The sequence below is a fragment of the Pacificibacter marinus genome (assembly GCF_900109555.1).
Classification (GTDB): Bacteria; Pseudomonadota; Alphaproteobacteria; order Rhodobacterales; family Rhodobacteraceae; genus Celeribacter; species Celeribacter marinus_C.
On record NZ_FNZV01000005.1, the window covers coordinates 141,038 to 161,302 of the forward strand.

Below are 20,265 nucleotides of genomic sequence, written 5' to 3' on the forward strand. Positions count from 1 at the left end.
CATGAAATTGCGAAAAAGACATGTAGATATATGCTCCTCTACAAGCTGAGGTGATTTGATCATTCTGGCCGTATGATCAAATCACCACCAAGTGAATGGGCTCAGGCACCCCGTTCGCCCTGTGATGCTTCGTCGAAATGACAACGCACGAGTGCGCGCACTCGGTTAAAGGCGGTGCGGGCGGCTTCACAGGCGCGGGCGTCGTCGTCTGCACCAAGTGTGACACCGTTCAGCGCGTCTTTGAAAGTACGCCAATAGGGGGCGCGCCCCTCTGGTGGTTCTGCAAGATGGCGTGCACCATGGGTTTCCGATAGACCTATTTGTTTCGCGTATTTAAGTAAAAATGCAGCGCCAAGGTTTGAGCCCTCAACAACATAAAGCCATCCAAGCGCCTGCGCTAAATCAATGTTTTCGCTCAAAGGGGGCGTGGCATAGCGCGACAGCGTTACCCCCAAATCAGCGGCATCTTGGATGACAGCGTCCAATCGACCGCGATCCTTGATCACAGGAAAATCCCCTTGCGCGCCGATGAGCGCGCTAGATGTGTACAAAGGCTCGACATCGCGGTGCAGGCCATACTGAATTTGCAGATAAAGGCCATATTTTTCAATGTTTTTAAAGGGGTCACCTGCCATTATGGCTTGATCGACACCTTCGTGAGTTGTGCGTGTGTCTGCGCGCAAACGATCGGATAGGGGCAACAAAGGGTGCATATGGGTCTCTTGGCTTTGGCTGGTTTCGAGTGTCATTGTGTGTCCTGCAATTTGTGGTGTTGTGTCTGTTTGTGGCCGCGAGTTTCAGCTTGGCCGAACTGGGACGGCTTGAATGGCTGGCGTGTGGTTGGTCGCGGGCGTGTTTGGGATCAAGGTCAGGCCAGACAGCTGCAAATAATCTTGCATCGTGCGCACGGACCCAAGACCATAGACGCCGTTCAATCGGCCCGAAATCAACTGAGACAGCCTCGTACGCGCACGGCTGCGCAACTCGGTCCATTTTTCATTTCGTTGGGCCTCAAATTGCGGGTCCCAGTGCAAAGGCGCTTCGCCAGTGCTGCGCTTTTTATACAGGTGATAGAGCGGCACGGCGTTGGGGTGCCAGATATCCCAACCGCTTGTGATTGCGCGGATCGAGATGTTTTGCTCTTCGCCGTGAAAATAGAAAAACGGATCATAGGGCACTTCTTCGACAAAGCTGCCACGTGTGAACACATTGGCCGCAGAGATTTGAAACCCCTGCAAATCGTTCATCTGTTTGCTGTTGTAGCAGGCAAAAGACAGCACTGGATCAGATAGGTGAAGTTCTGACTTTTTGGGCACAAGCTTCAGCGTACAGTCGGTAAACCGCGTGGTTTTGATGGTTTGGGTTTCATCGATTTCAAATGCAAAAGGCCGTGTGGACAAGATCACTTTCGGGTTTTGATTGCGCTGCGCGATGGTTTCCAAAGCGTCAATAAGCGTGACATCCCAGCCTTGATCAAAGCAACTGTGTGAGTCGATTTGAAAAAAATACTCTTCCCCCGCATAAAACGTCATCGCCAAAGAGCGCGCCCAACACGCCCCGCGTGATTGGTGTGGGGGCACATGCAAACTGGCAATCCGCCATGGACCAGCGGGCAAATCAGCCTCGCTTGATGTTTGGCTTTGATCAACAATCCCAAAGCAAAGCCGCTCAGGATGCTGCGCCATTTTGACAGCATTGCGCACGGTGAATATCAGTAAGGGATCGCAAAAACTGGCGATGCTGATGAATATCCTAGGCCGCTTGTTTTGGGGATTTGCATGGGGAATACTGACCATTACTGCGCCCCGCGCACCTGTGTTACGCGGTCTTGGGCTGCGGAAAAGCCTTTCAGGGAAATGGTGAATAAAACGGGCTTTTGGGTTTCAAACGCCTTGGCCGTCATGTTCAAAATTGCTCCGTTTCGCAGGGCTGTGATTTTGTCGTGATCAAAGGCAAGCGACACAGTGCACCCCACAGGCAAGCAGGTTGCAAAGGGCAAAACATCCCAAGCGGGGCCATCATCGACCTGAATTCTGACGCCGTCAGCCAGCTTTAAACCAAAGGGCAGCACCAGCGTTCCAGTGATGTTTTGCGCTGAAATATCACCAAATTCTATGGCCAAAACCAACTGGTTTGTATCTTGTTTGCGTTGCTGTTGGGACAGGGCACAGTGCAGACCGTTTTGATCCGAGGCACAGTTTACGGTCCAATCTTGATAGATTTCATTCAATGAGGACGTACCGTTTGGCAGCGCTTGCATGGTTGAGGTTTGTGCATGTGCCATAGGAATCCCGATCTGAGTCACGAACAAAACCGTGGTCGCTAAAGTTTTAAAAAAGGACGCTTTCATGGGGTCAAATCCTAAAGAAATTGGGCCGACGGCGGGGGCTGTGCGCCATGTGCGGCGAGGCTAAGGTGATGTCTTTTGCGGCGCATGGTTTTACACCGCAAAAGGTCTTTGAGGGCTTAGAACCTTAGATTGAAATGTGCCTTGATGCCGCCTTCGCGCGTGGTTGCACTGTGCTGGCCCACATATGTCAGCCCAAAGGTCGCAGTCGGAGACAGGCTGAAATCAATGCCTGCTTCGATCATGGCGGTGTTTTGCGACATAGGTGCGCCGGACACGGTGAACGCGTCGCCGCCTGTGACAAAGCTTTGCGTTGATTGTAGATCAACATCGCCAAAACTGTGACGCCCGCCGATATCAGCCCGCGCCGTGGCATTCATCCCGCCCAAATTAAACGTGGAAGCCAACCGCACACCAAGTGTGGCAAAGGTGGTATTCAACGTTTCGCTGCCAACATCCAACGCCGCAGCGCCGCCGCTTTCCGTGAAGCCATCGGATTTCAATTGAACATGGGCCACATTGGCATAGGGTTCGACGGCTGCAGTCCCTGCATCGATTTGATATCCCAACTCACCAAACGCTTGCAGTGTTTGCGCGTCATAATCCGCGCTCAACGTTTCATCGAGATAGCTCGTGTAGCGTGAGGTAGAGACACTTGAGGCGCTGTAACTTGCGCCAGAGCGCAGCGTCAGGGCCCCGATTTGTGTCCCCGCATACAGACCAAAGGTGTAGCTGTCTGTTTCAGCGTTGGTGAGTGCTGTGTCGAAGTTGGATTTCCCAATCCCACCCATGACGCCTAAACGCCATGTATCGAGTTGCGTGTCGGCACCGATCACAAGCCCGCTGGTTGATGTTTCAAGTTGCTCGGCGTTCGTGTTTGCTGACACCGTGCCCCAGCTGCCATATGCTTGCGTCCAGACATTCGAAGGGCGCGCTGACAAATCGCCAGACCCTTTGCTGGACACAGTTGTCGGTACTGAGCTGTCCAAAATAAAGCGCAGCCGATCATTGGTCAGCGAGCGGGTGAGGTGGCTGGCATTGACCAACGCCCCTTTGGTTGACGCGTGCAATGCGCCTGACAGTTGGTCAAACGCAAGACGCGCTTCGTCGTAATCAGATGCGTTGGCCACCGCCCACCAAAGCGGATGACTTTCGTCGAGAGATTCCAAAGCTTGAGCTGTTGCGCGTTGGTTTTCTGTGTTTGCCGCAGGGGTAAACACACCCTCTTCGGGGGCTTCGGTTGGCTCTTCAGTGGGGGCTTCGGTTGGCGCTTCTGTGGGGGCCTCGGTTGGTTCTTCTGTGGGCTCCTCTGTCGGTTCTTCGTCGGGGACTTCACCCAAAAGTGCGACAGTCACATAAGCGTTTTGTGCATCGGTTGAGGTCGAATACCGCAAAAATGCGGTTTCTTCTTGGCTCAAAGCGAATTCACCTGCGAGCGCGCCTTGTGCGGTCAAAACGGTATAAACATACCCGTCCCCTGCATAGCTGATACCGTAATTTGCTTGGGTGCCAAGCGAAGAGACTTGCAACAAAGCGCCGTCATTGATGGTCACATCGCCGCCCACCAAAGTTAGATCCACTGTGCGGTTGCCTTTGATATTCACCGTATAGGTTGAACCGCTTTCAAACACCAAATCACCTGCGACAGTCAGCGTGCCAACCGCATCTGCAAGGCCTGGCGCAAGTGTTGCGCCATCAGCAACCGTGACGCCCATGGCGGAATTTGTGTCGGTCGCAGCGGTGCCAACGGTGCCCGTGCCGCCCAATGTGCCACCGTCCACTTGGAAGGTGCCCCCCAGCGCATCGGTGACATATAGCGTGCCGCCTGTGATTGTAGTGTCGCCAAAGAACCCAGAACTGTCGCCTGAGATCGTGGTATCGCCTGATATCTGGCTGATCGTTGCACTGCCGGTGTTGGTCGTCATAGCCGCGTTAAAAGTGGCATCGTCGCTGGTGTGATTGAAAACGATATTCGTTGTGCCAGTGTGCAGGCGCACATCAGAACCTAAATCGATTGATCCTGCTGCCGCGGCATCTTCACCGGCTGCAGCGCCTAGGTTTATTGTCGCGATTGCGTTTTCATTTGTGGCGATCCTTGAAATGCCGCCTGATGTGAAAACAGCGCCATCTGACACGGTGAGTGTGCCTGTGCCAGCTTGTGCCAAACGCATCCCGTCGCCAACCGTCATGGTTGTACCTTGACCCGTAACTGTCACGCTGCCTTCTGACCCTGACGTTCCTGGTATTATAATCGGTGAACCATCATCGGGGATGACGACGTCGGGATACACGGCACTTACATATGCAACAATGAATGCGCTAAATGGAGGGCTGATAATCATGTCTTGGGTGCCCGCGCTAGCGCTAATGGTGAGACCATTTTTGGTGGTCACAGACGCCCCATCTGACACAAGTAAAGTGGCGTTTTGGGAGGTGGCGACAGACAGCACGTTTGCACTTAGCGAACTGCCTGCGCCGGTGATTGTTGCTGTGCCGTCCGAATTGGCTGTGCCACTAAGCACGATATTGTGGTCGGATCCACCTGCGGTGCCGCCGTCAGACACCAGCAGCGTTCCTCCTTGTATCCCGACCTTACCGCCGACAGAGGAACCAGCCCCTGAAATGGTGATATCGGCAGTGCCAATGTCGGTGATGCTGCCCACAACACCGCCGTCGGTGACGGTCAACGTGGCAGTCCCGCCGAGCCCCAAAGAGCTAATGGTTTTCAGGTAAGACCCCGCGCCTGAGACGACGACCGTTCCAGTTGAGCCTGCTTGTCTCGCAACTGCGACAGGGGCGTCGACGTTGCCCCCGTCCGTAACGATCAATGTTCCGTCGCCTTCATACCCCAAAAATGTGGTGCCGTATCCTGTGCCCCTGTATTTTGACCCTGCGCCACTGACGGTCAGTGTGCCGCTGGAGCCTGCGTTTTTCCCGATATAGGAATCGGCATAGAGTTCTAGATTGCCGCCATTGGTGATGGTCAGGCCTGCGTCAGGGGCGTCCACGCCCAGTTCCAGCCAGCCTGATGTTGCATTGCGCCCGTCAATCACCACGGTTTCGCCAGTGTCGATGGTCGCAGCATCCGCCGATGTCACGGTTTGCACTGTGCCGGTGGCCCAGTTTTCCCCTGTGAACCAGTCAGATGTGCTCGCCGCCCCTGTCCATGTGTCGGCAGCAACAGGTGCGCCAGATACGACGGCCATGAACAGCGCCAAAGCCACAGGAATTTCAAGACCACATCGTGGCGCACTGAAGACTTCCGTCAGCAAGCGGCGCTTGACTGTATTTTTGGGGCGGCAGGGCGTGTGGAGATTTGCGCGGGGTGTGGCCCCATGCGCATTTGAGATGGTGTTCATCGTTTCGTCCTTTAAATATCTATGCAAAAGATCCGGTCGCTGGACGCATGGCGGGGCCATGCGTCACAAAGCGAGGATCAAAATTCTGCGGTCAGTGCGGCGTAAACAGTGCGGCCCGGTCCAGGCATCGCGACAATGCTGATCGGATCGACGTAGAATTGATCGAACAGATTTTCGACGCGGAAACTTGCGGTGAAGTTTTCGTTGATTTTGTATTCAGCGAATGCATCGACCAGTGTGTAAGGTTCCCAATTCACCTGGGTGATAAACTGCGACATCCCTTGCCCCGTCGCATCGCCATGACCAATGGCGCGTGATCCAAGGTAGGATGCACGTCCGCCGACGATCAGCGCATCATCCATGAGCTTTTGTGTCAGGGTCAGATCAAACGAATACTCTGGCGGGATTTGGTTGGTCGCATAATCTGCGTAGAGAGATTTGTCTTCGCAGGTTGCGCTTGTGCGGCAAAACGCGACTTTGGTGTAATAATTGGCTGCCATTTCCGCACTGAAGCCGCCAAGCAGATAACGGTACGACAATTCCAGCCCCTGAAAATGTGCGCGATCGATGTTGAACACCTGCATGGTCGAAGTTTCACCATCTTCGGCGTCATGCCATTCGCGAGAGAGGTAATCGTCGATTTTCCAGTCAAAGAACCCGAACTTGAGCATGCTGGAATCGCTGGAATGGAACAGACCATCACGGGAAATATTCGCACCAATTTCCCAGTTCTTTGCCAGTTCCGGCTTGATTGACTGGTTGACCGAGACAAAGCTTGCGCTTGTTTCGACAAGGCTAGGCATCCGCTTGGCCTCGGAATAATTCGCGTAGAACTGCGTGCCATGCCAAGGCTCAAGTGTCACTCCGATGCTTGGGCTGTACCCGGAATCGGACATTGACGCATTATAGGCTGTGTCGTCTCTGCCTTCCAACACAGGGCTGTAGGACAGGTTTCGGTCATTCGTTTCAAACTGGGCATACCGCAGTCCCCCATTGATGGTCAGCCAATCCGACGGACGATAGGATAGCGCGACATAGGCGCTGGTCTCTTCCCTCTTTGCATCGCGAAAGGCCACATTTTCTATTTCAGTGGTGTAGGGGCGCTCGTGGACGTCTTCACTTTTGAACGCCAGACCGTAGGTCAGATCAAAAGATGCCGCGCCGATGTCAAAGGCTGATGAGTTGTCGATGTTCAAGCCCCACATCATGGTCTGTGAGCCAACGCGATAGTCAGATGGAAGGCCAAGATCCTCAGGATCAATCACTCCCCAGCGGGGCGGGTTCAGCGTCTCAAGATCGCTGCTCCAAATACCCACCTTGAGATCGATGAGGTCGTTGCCAATCGGATTCCAGCGATATTTCAGTGTATCAGTGCTTAGTTTCGTACCGGTGGTTTCACTCGATTGAACAGCCTGACTGGTGTTGCTCGTGAGGGTCCGTGCAAGGAAATCCCCTGCTTCACTTTCAAAAGACGTGTGGCTCAGTTCAACAGCGTGGCCGTCGCCGAACCGCAAAGTGCCCTTGGCGATGAAAGACTTTGTTTCGAGTTCAGAGTTGAGAACTTCTTCGCCAGCCCGATAATTGGAAACCCCAGCGTTTTCGACGAAATCGTAATAAAGCCCCAGATCGGTGCCGTAGCCACCAATCCATTGCGGAGAAGCTGATGGCCCATTTGTTCCCGCATGGTAATTGCCGCGCTTGCGGTAGGCGTAACCAGTCAGGAAATCTACGTTTTCCGTCTTGACTGCGGCGACGATGCTGCCTGATCCTTGCGCCGGGTCCCACTCATTGGTTCCGCCCATACCGGTTTCGGATTCCGTCGCGGTCCCAACTCCACGCAAAATATTCCTAAACCGATAACCTGACACATCGCCAGCGTTTGGCGAGCTGCTGTTGTTGGCAAGGCTGCCTTTCAGTCTAAGTCCAAAGGTTTCACCGTCTTCGACGATGTCATCAGCGCCCAGGGTGCGCATCGCAACGGTGCCCGCAATACCGCCTGATTTGATATCAGATCCCTTGGAAATATCCACACCACCCAAAAGATCAGGGTCAATGAATGTCCGGTTCGAAATACCCTGATAGCCCTGATAAACCTGCATCGAGTTTTCGGTGCCGTCGATTGTGGTCGCCACGCGACCCATGCCCTGCATCCCGCGGATATTGACGTCAATCGCGCCAGCCCCGTTGCGGGCCTCGCCTGACATAACTCCAGGGGTGCCACGGAACATATCTGCGGGGCTTGAACCGCGGAACCGTTCGATATCGGTTTGAGAAATATAGGCAACGGCACCGGGAGTGTCATAGATAGCATCCTCGCCGCCCGTGTCAGAAATCGCGATGGGGTCTAAAAGAATGCCGTCCCAATCGCCGCTTTCAAGGACTACTGCATTGATGCGCACGGTGCTTGCGTTGGGGAAGCTATAGCTGATGCCTGTGCCTGCCAGCAGCCGATTGAACGCCGTGTTCGCCGAATAAACGCCAGACAGCGCCATGCTTTGCTTGCCAGCCACAACATCTGAAGCCACCACAAGGCGCAGCCCTAGTGCGTCGGCCAACCGTGTCAGTGCCGACCCCAAGCTTTGTGCAGGAATATCTAGGGCGATTTGATCTGCTTGTTGTGCCAAAGCTGCATGCTGTGCGCCATCTTGGGCAACAGCGAACGATGCGACAGTGCAGAGCAACAGAGCGCGCAGCGCCTGCGTTTGTTTTGAATTCTTGGTCATGTGTCCCAGCCTGGTTAAAATTTTCTGTGTGGCTGGCTGGGTCGCAATCGATCTGGCTCGTCCTGTATTATAAGGACGAAGTGAAACGCCCAAACTTGCAGTCGATTTCGAAAAAAAAGTCTGCTTTTTTATACTGTATTGTTTTTGTTATGTTTTAGGCTTTGCGGATCACGGCAAGCATTGGCATTCGAGTGACGCGTAGACCCAAAGAGACTGCGATGTCGTCAAGAATAGCTTCGGGATCAGCGAGATCAAACACGCCGCTCAGTCGCATTTGGGAAAGCTGCTGTCCCATCACCACAACGCGTCCACCACGATACCGTTCTAATTCCACCGTTAGATCAGCCAAGCTGCGATCATTGAAGATTAGTTTTCCTCTGCGCCATGCACTGCGCGCTTGTGCATCTATGCTGGCAATGCGGTGCTCAGATTGTCCTATCTTGATCTGCAAAAGCTGGTTGGCTGTCAGTGTGGTTTTGGCGTTTGCCCCAATAACATTGACCGCGCCGCGCAGCACGGCGACGTTCAAAGTGTCGTCATGGCGTTCCACATCTAAAACGGCATGTGCGCTTTGAATTTCATGGGGCCCGACCTTTATGGCAAACGGCGAGGGGCCTTGCGGATTTATATCAAACAGGGCTTGTCCGCGGTATAGCGTCGCCCCGCGAGTGGCACCTTTTGCGTGGCCGGACAAAGCCGTTTGTGCGTTCATCGCCACGTGCGTGCCATCTGTCAGCGTCAAGTCGCGGCGCTCGGCGGCGGTTGTTTGATAATCCGCCAACAAATGTGGCCCTAAGATTTGAAATTGATTTAGTCCGCCAGCCGCGATCAACGCCGCACCGCCGCCCAGCACAGCCCGCCGTGTCATCCGTTTGTTTCGGTTGCTCTTGCCCCAAGCACTGCCGGCCGGACCAAGCCCTTGCCACAAGCTTTCGGCATCTTGGGCAGCTATGTCATGCGCAGGACTTTGCGCGCGCCACTGCGCCCATGCGCGGTGATCTTCGGGCAGGGCAGCCCCGGAATTCAGCCGTATAATCCAATCCAGCGCCTGATCGCTCAGCGTATCTGATGTATTGGCGTTCATATTCAGTGTCTCTTGATCAATGTGGTGTGACATAAAAAAATCCCCCCATATAAGAGAGACGAAAACCGCAGCCCGTTCTTGCACCCATTGGGCTGTATTTTTCTAAGAATTTTCACGCATGTAATCCCGACAATGCCGCAACGCCTGAGCCATATATTTTGCAACCATGCTTTCAGAAATACCCAAAGCAGCCGCAATTTCTCGGTGACTCAGGCCCGCGCTGCGGTTCATCAAAAGCACCTTACGGGCTTTGTCAGACAGGCCTAACAAAGCTCGCACCAGTTGCTTTAAATCCTCGCGGGCCAGCAAAACTGCTTCGGTTGAGGGGGCGTTGTCGATGAGTTCCTCAAGATTGACATCTTTATAGGTCATACGGTCGCTGTGCCGTTTTTCCTTGCGGATCAGATCAATCGCTATGTTGCCGGCGATGCTCAACAGATAGGCCTGAGGATTGGCGATCGTGGTGTTTGCTGGTTTCATGCCGTCCAAGCGCAGCCATGTTTCTTGCATGGCTTCATCAGCAAGATCATGTGACCCAAGTCGACGCACCAAACGCGCGCGCATGTTATGCCAATGGTCCAAATAGGACGTCAATAAGATGTCTTTTCGACTGTCACAGAACACTTTTCAGAGCCTTTTCGTGCAATCCATTTTGATTGGATGCCGCGGTGTGAGATGAGTTTTGAGCAAAACAGAGCCACATGCGGCTGTCTTCACCAGTCGCAATGTCCACAATTTCATCTGCGCCAAGGGAATTCAACCCTTAATCCGACAAAAATACTATGAATTGGGACGCAGGTGATAGCGGCCTCTTTTATGGTGCGCGCGAGGGCATATTTATCCGATTTTTTAAACTGATATGTTAGTTTGGTCTTCCTTTCTGTCAATGATGCTCTAAGGTGCGATCAAGATCTAAGACCTTTTTGGAAAGACTAAGGTTAAAGATGCGGGGAGGACGCGGGCAAACAGGCCATTATTACGGTGCGTGATGGCATATTGCTATTGCACAGCACGCGTAACATTGGCTCAATGCAGCGATAAATGAACGTATCATTCTAGAGGTGGAATGTTAGCGCAATAATGTTGCGCTTGTGTTGTGTTCTGCTAGGACTGACGCGACGTCAAAATTTTGACTGGGGAAAAGAGGAAAAATTCGTGAAGATCGGTGTTCCTAAGGAATTATTTGAAGGTGAAGCGCGGGTTGCGCTGACACCTGACAGTGCAAAGCAGCTGCAAAAGCTTGGCTATGACTGTGTGATTGAAACTGGTGCAGGCACGTTGGCTGGCTTTGCAGACAAAGATTATAAAGAGGCCGGTGTTGAGGTGGTGAAAACCGCAGCAGCATTGTGGAAAGCCGCTGAAATCGTTGCCAAAGTCCGTCAGCCCAATGAGGCTGAACTCAAACGTTTGACCAAAGGTAAGACGCTTATTTCCTTCTTTAATCCCGCGGCAAATGACGCAGGGATGGAAGCAGCGAAAGCCAAAGGCGCAAACGTGATTGCCATGGAAATGGTGCCACGTATTTCGCGCGCGCAAAAAATGGATGCTTTGTCATCCATGGCCAATATCGCGGGCTACCGCGCTGTGATTGAAGCGTCCAATAACTTTGGTCGGTTCTTTACAGGTCAAATTACGGCTGCGGGTAAAGTGCCCCCAGCCAAGGTTTTGGTTGTGGGCGCTGGTGTGGCGGGTTTGGCCGCAATTGGCACTTCCACATCGCTTGGCGCGATCACATACGCGTTTGACGTGCGCCCAGAAGTGGCAGAGCAAGTCGAATCTATGGGCGCTGAATTTGTCTACCTTGACTTTGAGGAAGAACAGGCAGATGGCGCGGCAACTGGCGGGTACGCCGCAGTGTCCAGCCCAGAATTCCGCGAAGCTCAACTTGCAAAATTCCTAGAATTGGCCCCTGAGGTAGATATCGTTATCACCACAGCGCTTATTCCAAACCGTGAAGCACCCGAACTTTGGACCGCTGAAATGGTTGCGGCTATGAAGCCCGGGTCTGTGATCGTGGATCTCGCGGCGGAAAAAGGCGGCAACTGCAAGTTGACCGTGATGGACGAGAAAATCGTCACAGAAAACGGTGTAACCATCGTGGGTTACACTGATTTTCCATCGCGTATGGCCTCACAAGCGTCCACGCTTTATTCCACCAACATCCGTCACATGTTGACTGATCTGACGCCAGACAAAGACGGACAGATCAATCACAACATGGAAGACGATGTGATCCGTGGTGCGACTGTGACATTCGAAGGCGAGATCACTTTTCCGCCACCTCCGCCAAAAATCAAAGCGATCGCGGCCAAGCCCAAAGAAGTTGTGCCTGAGCTGACACCTGAGGAAAAACGCGCCGCCGAAAAGGCTACATTCAAAGCGCAAACCAAACAACAGGTCACATTGTTGGCCGTGGGTGGTGCGTTGCTTTTGGCTGTTGGTCTTGTGGCCCCAGCCAGCTTTATGCAGCACTTTATCGTGTTCGTTTTGTCCGTGTTCATCGGTTTCCAAGTCATCTGGGGCGTTGCACATTCATTGCACACACCGCTTATGGCTGTGACCAACGCGATCTCTTCGATCATTATTCTCGGCGCATTGATGCAAATCGGCTCTGGATCGTTCCTTGTGATCTTGCTCGCCTCTGTGTCGGTCTTCATGGCTGGCATCAATATCTTTGGCGGCTTCCTCGTCACACGGCGCATGCTTGCCATGTTCCAGAAATCTTAAGGAGTATAGGATTATGGAATTCGGATTTACGACAGCGGCCTATGTGGTCGCGGCAGTCCTCTTCATCCTCTCTTTGGGTGGTTTGTCAGGGCAAGAAAGTGCGAAACGCGCTGTATGGTACGGCATCGTTGGCATGGCTTTGGCTGTGTTTGCGACGCTGGTTGGACCGGGCGCTGGCCTTTGGTTCTTGTCGCTTGTTTTGATCGCAGGCGGTGGCGCGATTGGCTATTTGGTTGCTACACGCGTTCAAATGACTGAAATGCCACAACTTGTTGCGGCGATGCATTCATTGGTCGGGCTCGCCGCTGTGTTTGTGGGCTTGATTGCGCATATCGAACTTGGTCGCGTTATGGGCATGGATCATGCCACGCGCGCCACTCTGGACGGTTTCGCGGGACTTTTGGCGCATAAATCAGGTGTTGAGATCAACATCCTGCGCGTTGAATTGTTCTTGGGCGTCTTTATCGGTGCCGTGACATTTACCGGTTCTGTTGTGGCTTACGGCAAACTTGCGGGCAAACTGTCCTCAAACGCCAATAAGCTGCCCGGTGGTCATATGCTCAATGCGGGTGCTGCGGCGCTCTCAGTGATCTGCTTGATCTGGTACTTTAACACAGGTGGGTTCTTGCCGCTGTTCATCATGACGTTGGCAGCGTTGTTCATCGGCTACCACTTGATCATGGGCATCGGCGGCGCGGATATGCCGGTGGTTGTTTCCATGCTCAATTCCTACTCAGGCTGGGCAGCTGCGGCGATTGGTTTCTCTCTCGGGAACGACCTTTTGATCGTAGTCGGCGCACTTGTAGGCTCGTCTGGGGCGATCTTGTCTTACATCATGTGTAAGGCGATGAACCGCTCTTTCGTGTCTGTGATCTTGGGCGGCTTTGGCGGCACAACAGGTCCACAGATGGAAGTCGAAGGCGAACAGATTGCCATCGATGCAGACGGCGTTGCGTCGGCTTTGAATGAAGCTGACTCTGTGATCATCGTGCCGGGGTACGGCATGGCGGTGGCACAGGCCCAAGCGGCTGTGTCAGAATTGACCAACAAACTGCGCGCCAAAGGCAAAAACGTGCGTTTCGCCATTCACCCCGTTGCGGGGCGTTTGCCGGGTCACATGAACGTTTTGCTGGCAGAAGCCAAAGTGCCTTATGACATCGTGATGGAAATGGATGAGATCAACGAGGACTTCCCAACAACGGACGTTGTTATCGTGATCGGGTCCAACGACATCGTGAACCCAGCGGCACAAGAAGATCCAAACTCACCCATCGCAGGCATGCCTGTTTTAGAAGTGTGGAAAGCCAAGCAAGTGTTCGTATCCAAACGTGGTCAGGGCACTGGTTATTCCGGTATCGAAAATCCACTGTTCTACAAAGAAAACACACGCATGTTCTACGGCGATGCCAAGGACTCTGTGAACGCTTTGTTGCCAAAGATCGACTGATCTTTAAACACGGCAAAACATACGAAAAGGGCGGCCCGAACAGGTTGCCCTTTTTGCGTTCAAAGATGCAGGTTGGGGCAAACCCAATCCCTCGCACATGTGAATATCATCCCAGCATAGGATTGAGACAGACGTGACCGTTTCAGCGTTCTGATGAGGAGGGTGCGTTGTGTTGTGATCTTGTCAGTAGACCAAAGTATACCTTGGTATTCAGCTAAGACATTGATATGCGGCGATTTATACAATGGTTTTCTTGAGGTCTAGGTTCTACGATTGTTTGGAACTCAATCACACGAGATGCGCCATGGCCCCGTTAATTGATCATCCCCGCCGCTATGAGCTGGCAAATGAGCTGCATGCGCGGCCGTTTCCTCGACTGACGTCTCCTGCATCTGCGGCCTATTTGGCTATTCGCGCGGCGGGTGATGCCGCGCGGCGTGACCGCGATTTGGACCGTGCGCATCTGATTGCTTTGCTGGACAGGTTTGGCGCGCCACACCCCGCACCGAATGCGACGCATTACATGGGCGACATCGGGAAATATCATCTCAAATGGGAAAGCCATACGGAATTCGTGACCTACACGCTTTTCACCGAAGGCATATCCGAGGCGCATTTCGATGATGGAAGTTTTGATTTGTTCCCGCCGGATTGGTTGGACACGGCACCGGGGCAGCGGATGTCTTCCGCCTTGCTGCGCATTGAACCGCTGCAATCTGACAGTTGGGCCAACACCTGTTTGGATGACTGGTTCGAGCGTGAAAGCCTTGCTGTGGCTCATGTGTTGGATGGCCAAATGGTTGTCGCATCCGATTTTCGTATTGACACGGATGGGCACATTCGTTTTGCGATGTTCACACGCCCCAACTGTGGCGCGCAGCGGATAGGGCGCGTGTTGCAACGCCTGTGCGAGATTGAAACCTATAAAACCATGTCGATGCTGGGCCTTGTGCAAGCGCGACGTGCCACGCGCGACATGGCCGATATGGAGCTTGAGTTGGTGAGCTTGATGGATGATATGGCGCTTAAAGACACAGGATCGGCAGACGCGATGCTGGGCGATATCTTAAGTCTGTCAACACGTATTGAACGTCTTGTGGCGCAAACCAATTTTCGCTTTGGCGCAACGGGGGCATACGCCGCTCTTGTCGAACAGCGGATCAATGTGCTGTACGAAGAGCGCTTCATGGGGCGGCAAATGTTTTCGGAATTTATGATGCGCCGATTTGATCCGGCGATGCGCACAGTCAGCGCTGCGAAACGTCAGTTGGAAAGCTTGGCTGACCGTGCTGAACGGGCTGCCAATTTACTGCGCACCAAAGTGGATGTAGACCGCCAAGCGCAAAATCAAGCGTTGCTCGCATCCATGGATAGGCGCGCGGATTTGCAATTGCAGCTACAACAAACGGTCGAAGGGCTGTCTGTCGTTGCCATCAGTTATTATGCCGTGAGCCTTGCGGGCTATGCTGTTTATCCGTTGTTAAAGCCCCTTGGGATCAGCAAGGGGCTTGCACTGGCAGGGCTTACGCCGTTGGTTGTGGGCTTTGTGTGGTGTGCTTTGCGCCGTTTGAAGGCAGCCCATCACGCAAAAGGCGCGCTGTCACAGTCCCGCCAACCGCGATAGATCCAATCGCGATAATCGCAGCAATCGACAGGGTTGGAATGCCTGACAGACCTGCGCCCATGGTGCAGCCGCCAGCCAAAACGCCGCCGACCCCCATCAACGCAGCGCCAGCCAAATAGCGCCCCGTTTGGCGTGGGCTTTCAAAGCTTTGCCATTGGAACCGACCAAACAAAACCGACAACACCAAAGCGCCAGCAAACACACCGCCCAATAGACCAACGCCAAACCCGGCAGGGATGGACGATGAGGCTATGCCCCAAAACAACGTTTCAGCGGCAGGGGATGTGAACGACAGGCTTTCCAAGGCGATCGGATCAAATTCGTCGAACAATACATAGCCCGTGCCGACCCAAGCGGCAGGCACCAAAGCGCCAATCAAAGCGCCAAGTATCAAGTCACGTGTGCGGGCCCCTGAACGCAGTGCAATGGCAAGGGCCGCGATGGTGATCAAGGCTGTCCAGATGAGCGGATTTCCCGGCAGAGCAGCGTTTTCAAGTGGTACGGTCACAGCGCCAAGTGTGGTGCGCACAGGGGCCAAAACCCCTTTGAGAGTCGCATGCGCGACAAAGGCAAAAGCCAAAAGCACGATCAAAGCGCGCAGATTGCCTGTGCCCGCCAAAACTGTCAGGCGCGACACGCATCCGCGCGTCAAAACCATGCCTGCACCAAACGCCAACCCGCCAAGGGTGATGGCCAACCATGGCAAATCTGATGCGAAAAAGCGGTGGTCTTCAAAGGAAATCAGGTCTTGGGCAACCGCGAATTGCGTGCCGATGACAGCCACAGCCAAGGCTGCGAACCACACACCTGCCGCCGAACGGCGCTCTGAGCGTGGCCCTGCCACGATGCGGCGAAAACAAAAGCGCGACACCTCGGCCAAAGCGCCAAAAATCAATCCGATCACAAGGCCCAAAATGAGAGAGGCCTCGCGCGGGGCTATGTCTAATCCAAGCTGTTCGTACATTTGGTGGCTCCTGCGGCGTGTGCGTTGTGTGGTCCGTCTCGGACCTTTTGCCCTCTTTGACAGATAGATTTAGGTTTGTGAATATAGCTGCATATGGACTTTGTTTGCCCTGTGGCCTTTGAGGCGAACATCTGTTCTTTGAAACCTGCGTGTTGGCGGACACAGCCAAGGGGGGGGGCGCGTGTGCGCCTGCGTCGTTCTTAAATTCACATCTGCATATATATCGTGCAAACGCAGCCTGATTTACACGGTGCCCTTGCACTTTTACGGCAAAATCGTATTGCTGTTGTAAACATTGCCACTCGGAGTTTCCCATGCCTGTCAAAAACCGCCTTGCAGATATGCAGCCTCAAATCGCTGAATGGCGTCAGGATATTCATGCTCACCCAGAGCTGATGTTTGCGGTCCACCGCACGGCTAAAAAGGTCGCGGACCTGCTGCATGAATTTGGCTGTGATGAGGTGGTTGAGGGCATTGGCCGCACGGGTGTTGTGGGGGTTATAAAAGGTCGCCAATCTGCATCGGGGCGGACCGTTGGCTTGCGGGCTGATATGGACGCTTTGCCCATTTTGGAAGAAACTGGCGTGGAGTACGCGTCAACCAACGCGGGCGTTATGCACGCTTGTGGTCATGATGGGCACACTTCAATGTTGCTTGGGGCCGCGCAATATCTATGCGAAACCCGCAATTTTGATGGCACCTGCGTGGTGATTTTCCAGCCTGCGGAAGAGGGCGAAGGCGGCGGACGCGAAATGTGTGCGGATGGCCTGATGACGCGTTGGAGCATTGATGAAGTCTACGGCATGCACAATTGGCCAGGTTTGCCTTTGGGCCAGTTTTCCATACGCCCAGGCCCGTTTTTTGCCGCCACAGATGAATTCAATATCACGGTGACGGGCAAAGGTGGCCATGCTGCCAAACCGCATGACGCAATCGACAGCACTGTGGTCGCATCGCATTTGGTGATCGCATTGCAAACCATCGCAGCGCGCAATGTGGACCCGACCGAACAAGTCGTGGTCTCTGTCACATCGTTTGAAACATCCAGCAAAGCGCATAATGTTTTGCCCGCATCTGTTGAATTGCGTGGCACTGTGCGCAGCTTGGACAAAGACGTGCGCTTGCAAGCCGAAGAGCGCGTCAAAGCCATCTCTTTGGGCATCGGCGCAACCTTTGGCGCAGACATTACAGTCAATTACAGGCTTGGTTATCCAGTGATGGTGAACCACGACCGCGAAACCCAATTCGCGATTGATGCTGCCACTAAAGTTGCGGGCAGTTGTGATGACGCCCCTTTGATTATGGGTGGTGAAGATTTCGCATACATGCTTGAAGAACGCCCCGGTGCTTATATTCTCGTGGGCAACGGTGATAGCGCCCCTGTGCATCACCCGAAATTCAACTTTAACGACGAAATCCTACCTATAGGCGCATCATGGTTTGCCGAAATGGTTGAGAGTCGCTTGCCCGCTGTCTAGAGTGCTGCGTTAACGCCTTCATATTGAAAGGGATGCTATGTCTGTCATCGCCATCATTCTTATCGCCGCTGTCGCTGTGCTGCATGCCTATATTCTCTATCTTGAGATGTTTGCATGGGAAGACAAACGCACCCGCAACATCTTTGGCACCACCAAAGAATTCGCGACCTCGACCAAAAGTCTTGCTGCGAACCAAGGGCTATATAATGGCTTTATTGCTGCTGGGTTGTTTTGGGGGTTGTTCGCAGGCAAAGCCGATGTTGTGATCTTCTTTTTGCTCTGCGTGTGTGTAGCGGGTATTTACGGCGCACTCACCGTGACCAAAAAAATCATTTTTACCCAAGGTCTTCCAGCGTTTTTGGCACTTTTGGCCGTGGTGCTATTGTAGGGTTTTTAACGCTTTTGTCGCGGGGCGCAGCGAACGGCAGGTTGAGACCGCATTTCCCAAACGTTTGGACTGCCGTGAACGACGGCTATCGCGGGGAAACCAATGACTGCAAAACCAGAAACAGACTTGAAGGCAGTTTTTGGTGGCGGCCATCGAGGTGGGTGGTGCATATTCCAAAAGAAAAGGCGTTGAACAAAATAAACGACCGCAGAGCGGATATAATGGTCAATGACCATATTTCCAAATCGAACTGAAGAGAACCAATAATGCTCATTAAAGTCGGCGATGATCGCACCTCAAACATTGATCTGGTTCTGGCAGGTCTGCTGTCTTCAATGGCGGGAGCGCTCAATGCCGTAGGTTTTTTAATTGCCGGATCGTTTACTGCAAATATGACGGGCAACATTTCCGCGTCTGCTGATCATCTCGCAAATGGCGCGATCCTCACCTCACTTTCCTTTATGGGGCTGGTCGTTGCGTTTGTCTTTGGGGCGAGCATAGCGGCCCTTGTTATTCAAGCTGGCGAAAGAAGACATGTCCGTTCTATCTATGCTCTGGCGATCACCGCCGAGGCCCTCATACTCCTGCTATTGGGGGTGGCTCTTGCCCTGTCATCTGCCAATGCGCACGAGACATTTATGGTCATCGTCCTAAGCTTTGTTATGGGGCTTCAAAATGCAGTTACGACGATGATATCGCGGGCGCGGGTTCGCACGACCCATGTGTCAGGAATGGCAACCGATATCGGAATTGAGTTGGCGGCATTGGTCGGGGATGATCGGTCGCGGCACGACGCGGTTCCTAAGCTCAAGCTACACAGTTTAACCCTCGCCAGCTTTGCCATGGGGGGAGTCCTTGGCGCGCTTTTATTTCACCTTGTTGGAAGCTGGCTATTCGTGGGCGCGGCAGCCGTGTTGCTCCTTATCGCCGTTCCCGAAGCCCTCCGCGCTCACCGTTCCTGAGATCATCAGCGCAGCTAGTCCTATCAAGTCTAAAGGTCACTGTGCCCGGCAGACCGAACATTTCATATCGAAAAGATATCACCCACCCGTATGCGACATGTGGCGTGACACTTGCCCATCGGCTTTTTGCCGCGAATAATCGAAATCATGGCCTTTGGGCTTGCGTGAAATGGCATTCTCAATCGCTTTGACCAGCGGAGCATCAGTGTCTGAGTTGCGCATAATATCACGCAAGCTCGCATTGTCTTCTTGGCCCAAACACATGAACAAATCACCCGTACAGGTCATGCGCACGCGGTTGCAGCTTTCGCAGAAATTATGGGTGAGAGGCGTGATGAAACCGATCTTTTGGCCCGTTTCCTCTAGGCGCTCATAGCGGGCAGGGCCGCCTGTGCGCTCTGTCAACTCAGTCAGCGTGTAACGCGTGGCCAAATGCGCGCGCAGCTCTTGTAGCGACCAATATTGCCCTACGCGATCTTCACCACCCAAATCGCCCATGGGCATCACTTCGATAAAGGTCAGGTCCATATCTTGGTCAGCGCACCATGCGGCCAGATCGAACACTTCGTCTTCGTTAAAGCCTTTGAGTGCCACAGTATTTATCTTGACCCGCAGACCAGCTTTACGCGCAGCATCGATCCCGCGCAGCACTTGATCAAGACGTCCCCACCGGGTCACGCGGGCGAATTTATCGGCGTCCAGCGTGTCCAGTGAAACATTGATCCGCCGTACACCGACCGCATAAAGATCATCGGCAAAGCGTTCCAGTTGCGATCCGTTTGTGGTTAGCGTCAGTTCTTGCAACGCGCCGCTATCCAAATGCCGTGTCATCCCGTCAAAAAACGTCATGATCCCACGTCGCACCAAAGGTTCGCCGCCCGTGATCCGCAGTTTGTTGATGCCAAGCCCAATAAACGTCGAACACATACGGTCCAACTCTTCGAGTGTCAGCAGTTCTTTTTTCGGTAAAAAGGTCATGTTTTCGGCCATGCAATAGACACAGCGAAAATCACATCTATCCGTCACAGAAACGCGCAAGTAATTGATTTCACGTGCGAACGGGTCAATCAAACGCGGCGCCGAGTTTTGGCGGTCGGTCTGTGCAAAAATGGGTGTGCCTAGGGTCATGTGTAAACACTAAGGCGCTCAACCCTAAGAGCCA

At 53.4% G+C, this 20,265-nt stretch carries 15 protein-coding genes; 6 read left to right on the forward strand and 9 right to left on the reverse strand.

The annotated features are described in order from the left end of the window. Positions 1-101 precede the first annotated feature (101 nt). The 7 genes from BM025_RS08390 to BM025_RS08420 form a co-directional block, all read right to left on the reverse strand. The gene (locus BM025_RS08390) at positions 102-749 is read right to left on the reverse strand and encodes a biliverdin-producing heme oxygenase (protein WP_085849319.1); all 648 of its coding nucleotides are present in this window, start codon (positions 747-749) and stop codon (positions 102-104) included. 48 nt (positions 750-797) lie between these two features. Next, the gene (locus tag BM025_RS08395; RefSeq protein ID WP_085849318.1) at positions 798-1,796 is read right to left on the reverse strand and encodes a GlcNAc-transferase family protein; all 999 of its coding nucleotides are present in this window, start codon (positions 1,794-1,796) and stop codon (positions 798-800) included. Beyond that, positions 1,796-2,350 (reverse strand): invasion associated locus B family protein, encoded by a 555-nt coding sequence (locus BM025_RS08400; RefSeq protein ID WP_085849317.1) that lies wholly within the window; start codon positions 2,348-2,350, stop codon positions 1,796-1,798. Before BM025_RS08400 ends, BM025_RS08395 begins: the two co-directional genes overlap by 1 nt. A gap of 116 nt (positions 2,351-2,466) precedes the next feature. After that, positions 2,467-5,706 carry an autotransporter domain-containing protein gene (locus BM025_RS08405; protein WP_170842160.1) on the reverse strand — a complete coding sequence of 1,080 codons (3,240 nt, stop codon included), beginning with the start codon at positions 5,704-5,706 and terminating at the stop codon, positions 2,467-2,469. Positions 5,707-5,783: 77 nt separating this feature from the next. Beyond that, positions 5,784-8,429, reverse strand: a complete 2,646-nt coding sequence (locus BM025_RS08410) for a TonB-dependent receptor (RefSeq protein WP_085849315.1) — start codon at positions 8,427-8,429, stop codon at positions 5,784-5,786. 154 nt (positions 8,430-8,583) lie between these two features. After that, positions 8,584-9,546 (reverse strand): FecR family protein, encoded by a 963-nt coding sequence (locus BM025_RS08415; protein ID WP_085849314.1) that lies wholly within the window; start codon positions 9,544-9,546, stop codon positions 8,584-8,586. 69 nt (positions 9,547-9,615) lie between these two features. Then, positions 9,616-10,107: an RNA polymerase sigma factor gene (locus tag BM025_RS08420; RefSeq protein WP_244515560.1), complete on the reverse strand. Its 492-nt coding sequence runs from the start codon at positions 10,105-10,107 to the stop codon at positions 9,616-9,618. Between the two features lie 561 nt (positions 10,108-10,668). On the opposite strand from BM025_RS08420, the gene BM025_RS08425 reads away from it, so the two are divergent. From BM025_RS08425 to BM025_RS08435, 3 genes are all read left to right on the forward strand, one after another. Beyond that, a complete protein-coding gene (locus BM025_RS08425) occupies positions 10,669-12,240 on the forward strand; it encodes a Re/Si-specific NAD(P)(+) transhydrogenase subunit alpha (RefSeq protein WP_085849450.1) in 1,572 nt (523 codons plus the stop codon). 13 nt (positions 12,241-12,253) lie between these two features. Continuing rightward, positions 12,254-13,687, forward strand: a complete 1,434-nt coding sequence (locus BM025_RS08430) for an NAD(P)(+) transhydrogenase (Re/Si-specific) subunit beta (protein WP_085849312.1) — start codon at positions 12,254-12,256, stop codon at positions 13,685-13,687. A 304-nt stretch (positions 13,688-13,991) separates the two neighbouring features. Beyond that, positions 13,992-15,311 carry a DUF3422 family protein gene (locus BM025_RS08435; RefSeq protein WP_085849311.1) on the forward strand — a complete coding sequence of 440 codons (1,320 nt, stop codon included), beginning with the start codon at positions 13,992-13,994 and terminating at the stop codon, positions 15,309-15,311. On the opposite strand, the gene BM025_RS08440 is transcribed toward BM025_RS08435, so the two are convergent. After that, positions 15,211-16,275 (reverse strand): YeeE/YedE family protein, encoded by a 1,065-nt coding sequence (locus BM025_RS08440; protein WP_085849310.1) that lies wholly within the window; start codon positions 16,273-16,275, stop codon positions 15,211-15,213. The two genes, BM025_RS08435 and BM025_RS08440, sit on opposite strands and share 101 nt — an antisense overlap. Positions 16,276-16,589: 314 nt before the next feature. Between BM025_RS08440 and BM025_RS08445 the strand changes: the two genes are divergently transcribed. The 3 genes from BM025_RS08445 (at position 16,590) to BM025_RS08460 (ending at position 19,103) form a co-directional block, all read left to right on the forward strand. Next, positions 16,590-17,753 (forward strand): M20 aminoacylase family protein, encoded by a 1,164-nt coding sequence (locus tag BM025_RS08445; RefSeq protein WP_085849309.1) that lies wholly within the window; start codon positions 16,590-16,592, stop codon positions 17,751-17,753. Positions 17,754-17,790: 37 nt separating this feature from the next. Further along, a complete protein-coding gene (locus BM025_RS08450; protein ID WP_085849308.1) occupies positions 17,791-18,141 on the forward strand; it encodes a DUF1304 domain-containing protein in 351 nt (116 codons plus the stop codon). 266 nt (positions 18,142-18,407) lie between these two features. Beyond that, entirely contained in the window at positions 18,408-19,103 is a 696-nt protein-coding gene (locus BM025_RS08460) for a YoaK family protein (protein WP_085849306.1), read from the forward strand. 78 nt (positions 19,104-19,181) lie between these two features. Here BM025_RS08460 and moaA read toward each other — a convergent pair whose 3' ends face one another. Further along, entirely contained in the window at positions 19,182-20,231 is a 1,050-nt protein-coding gene (moaA, locus tag BM025_RS08465; RefSeq protein ID WP_085849305.1) for a GTP 3',8-cyclase MoaA, read from the reverse strand. Positions 20,232-20,265: the final 34 nt, after the last annotated feature.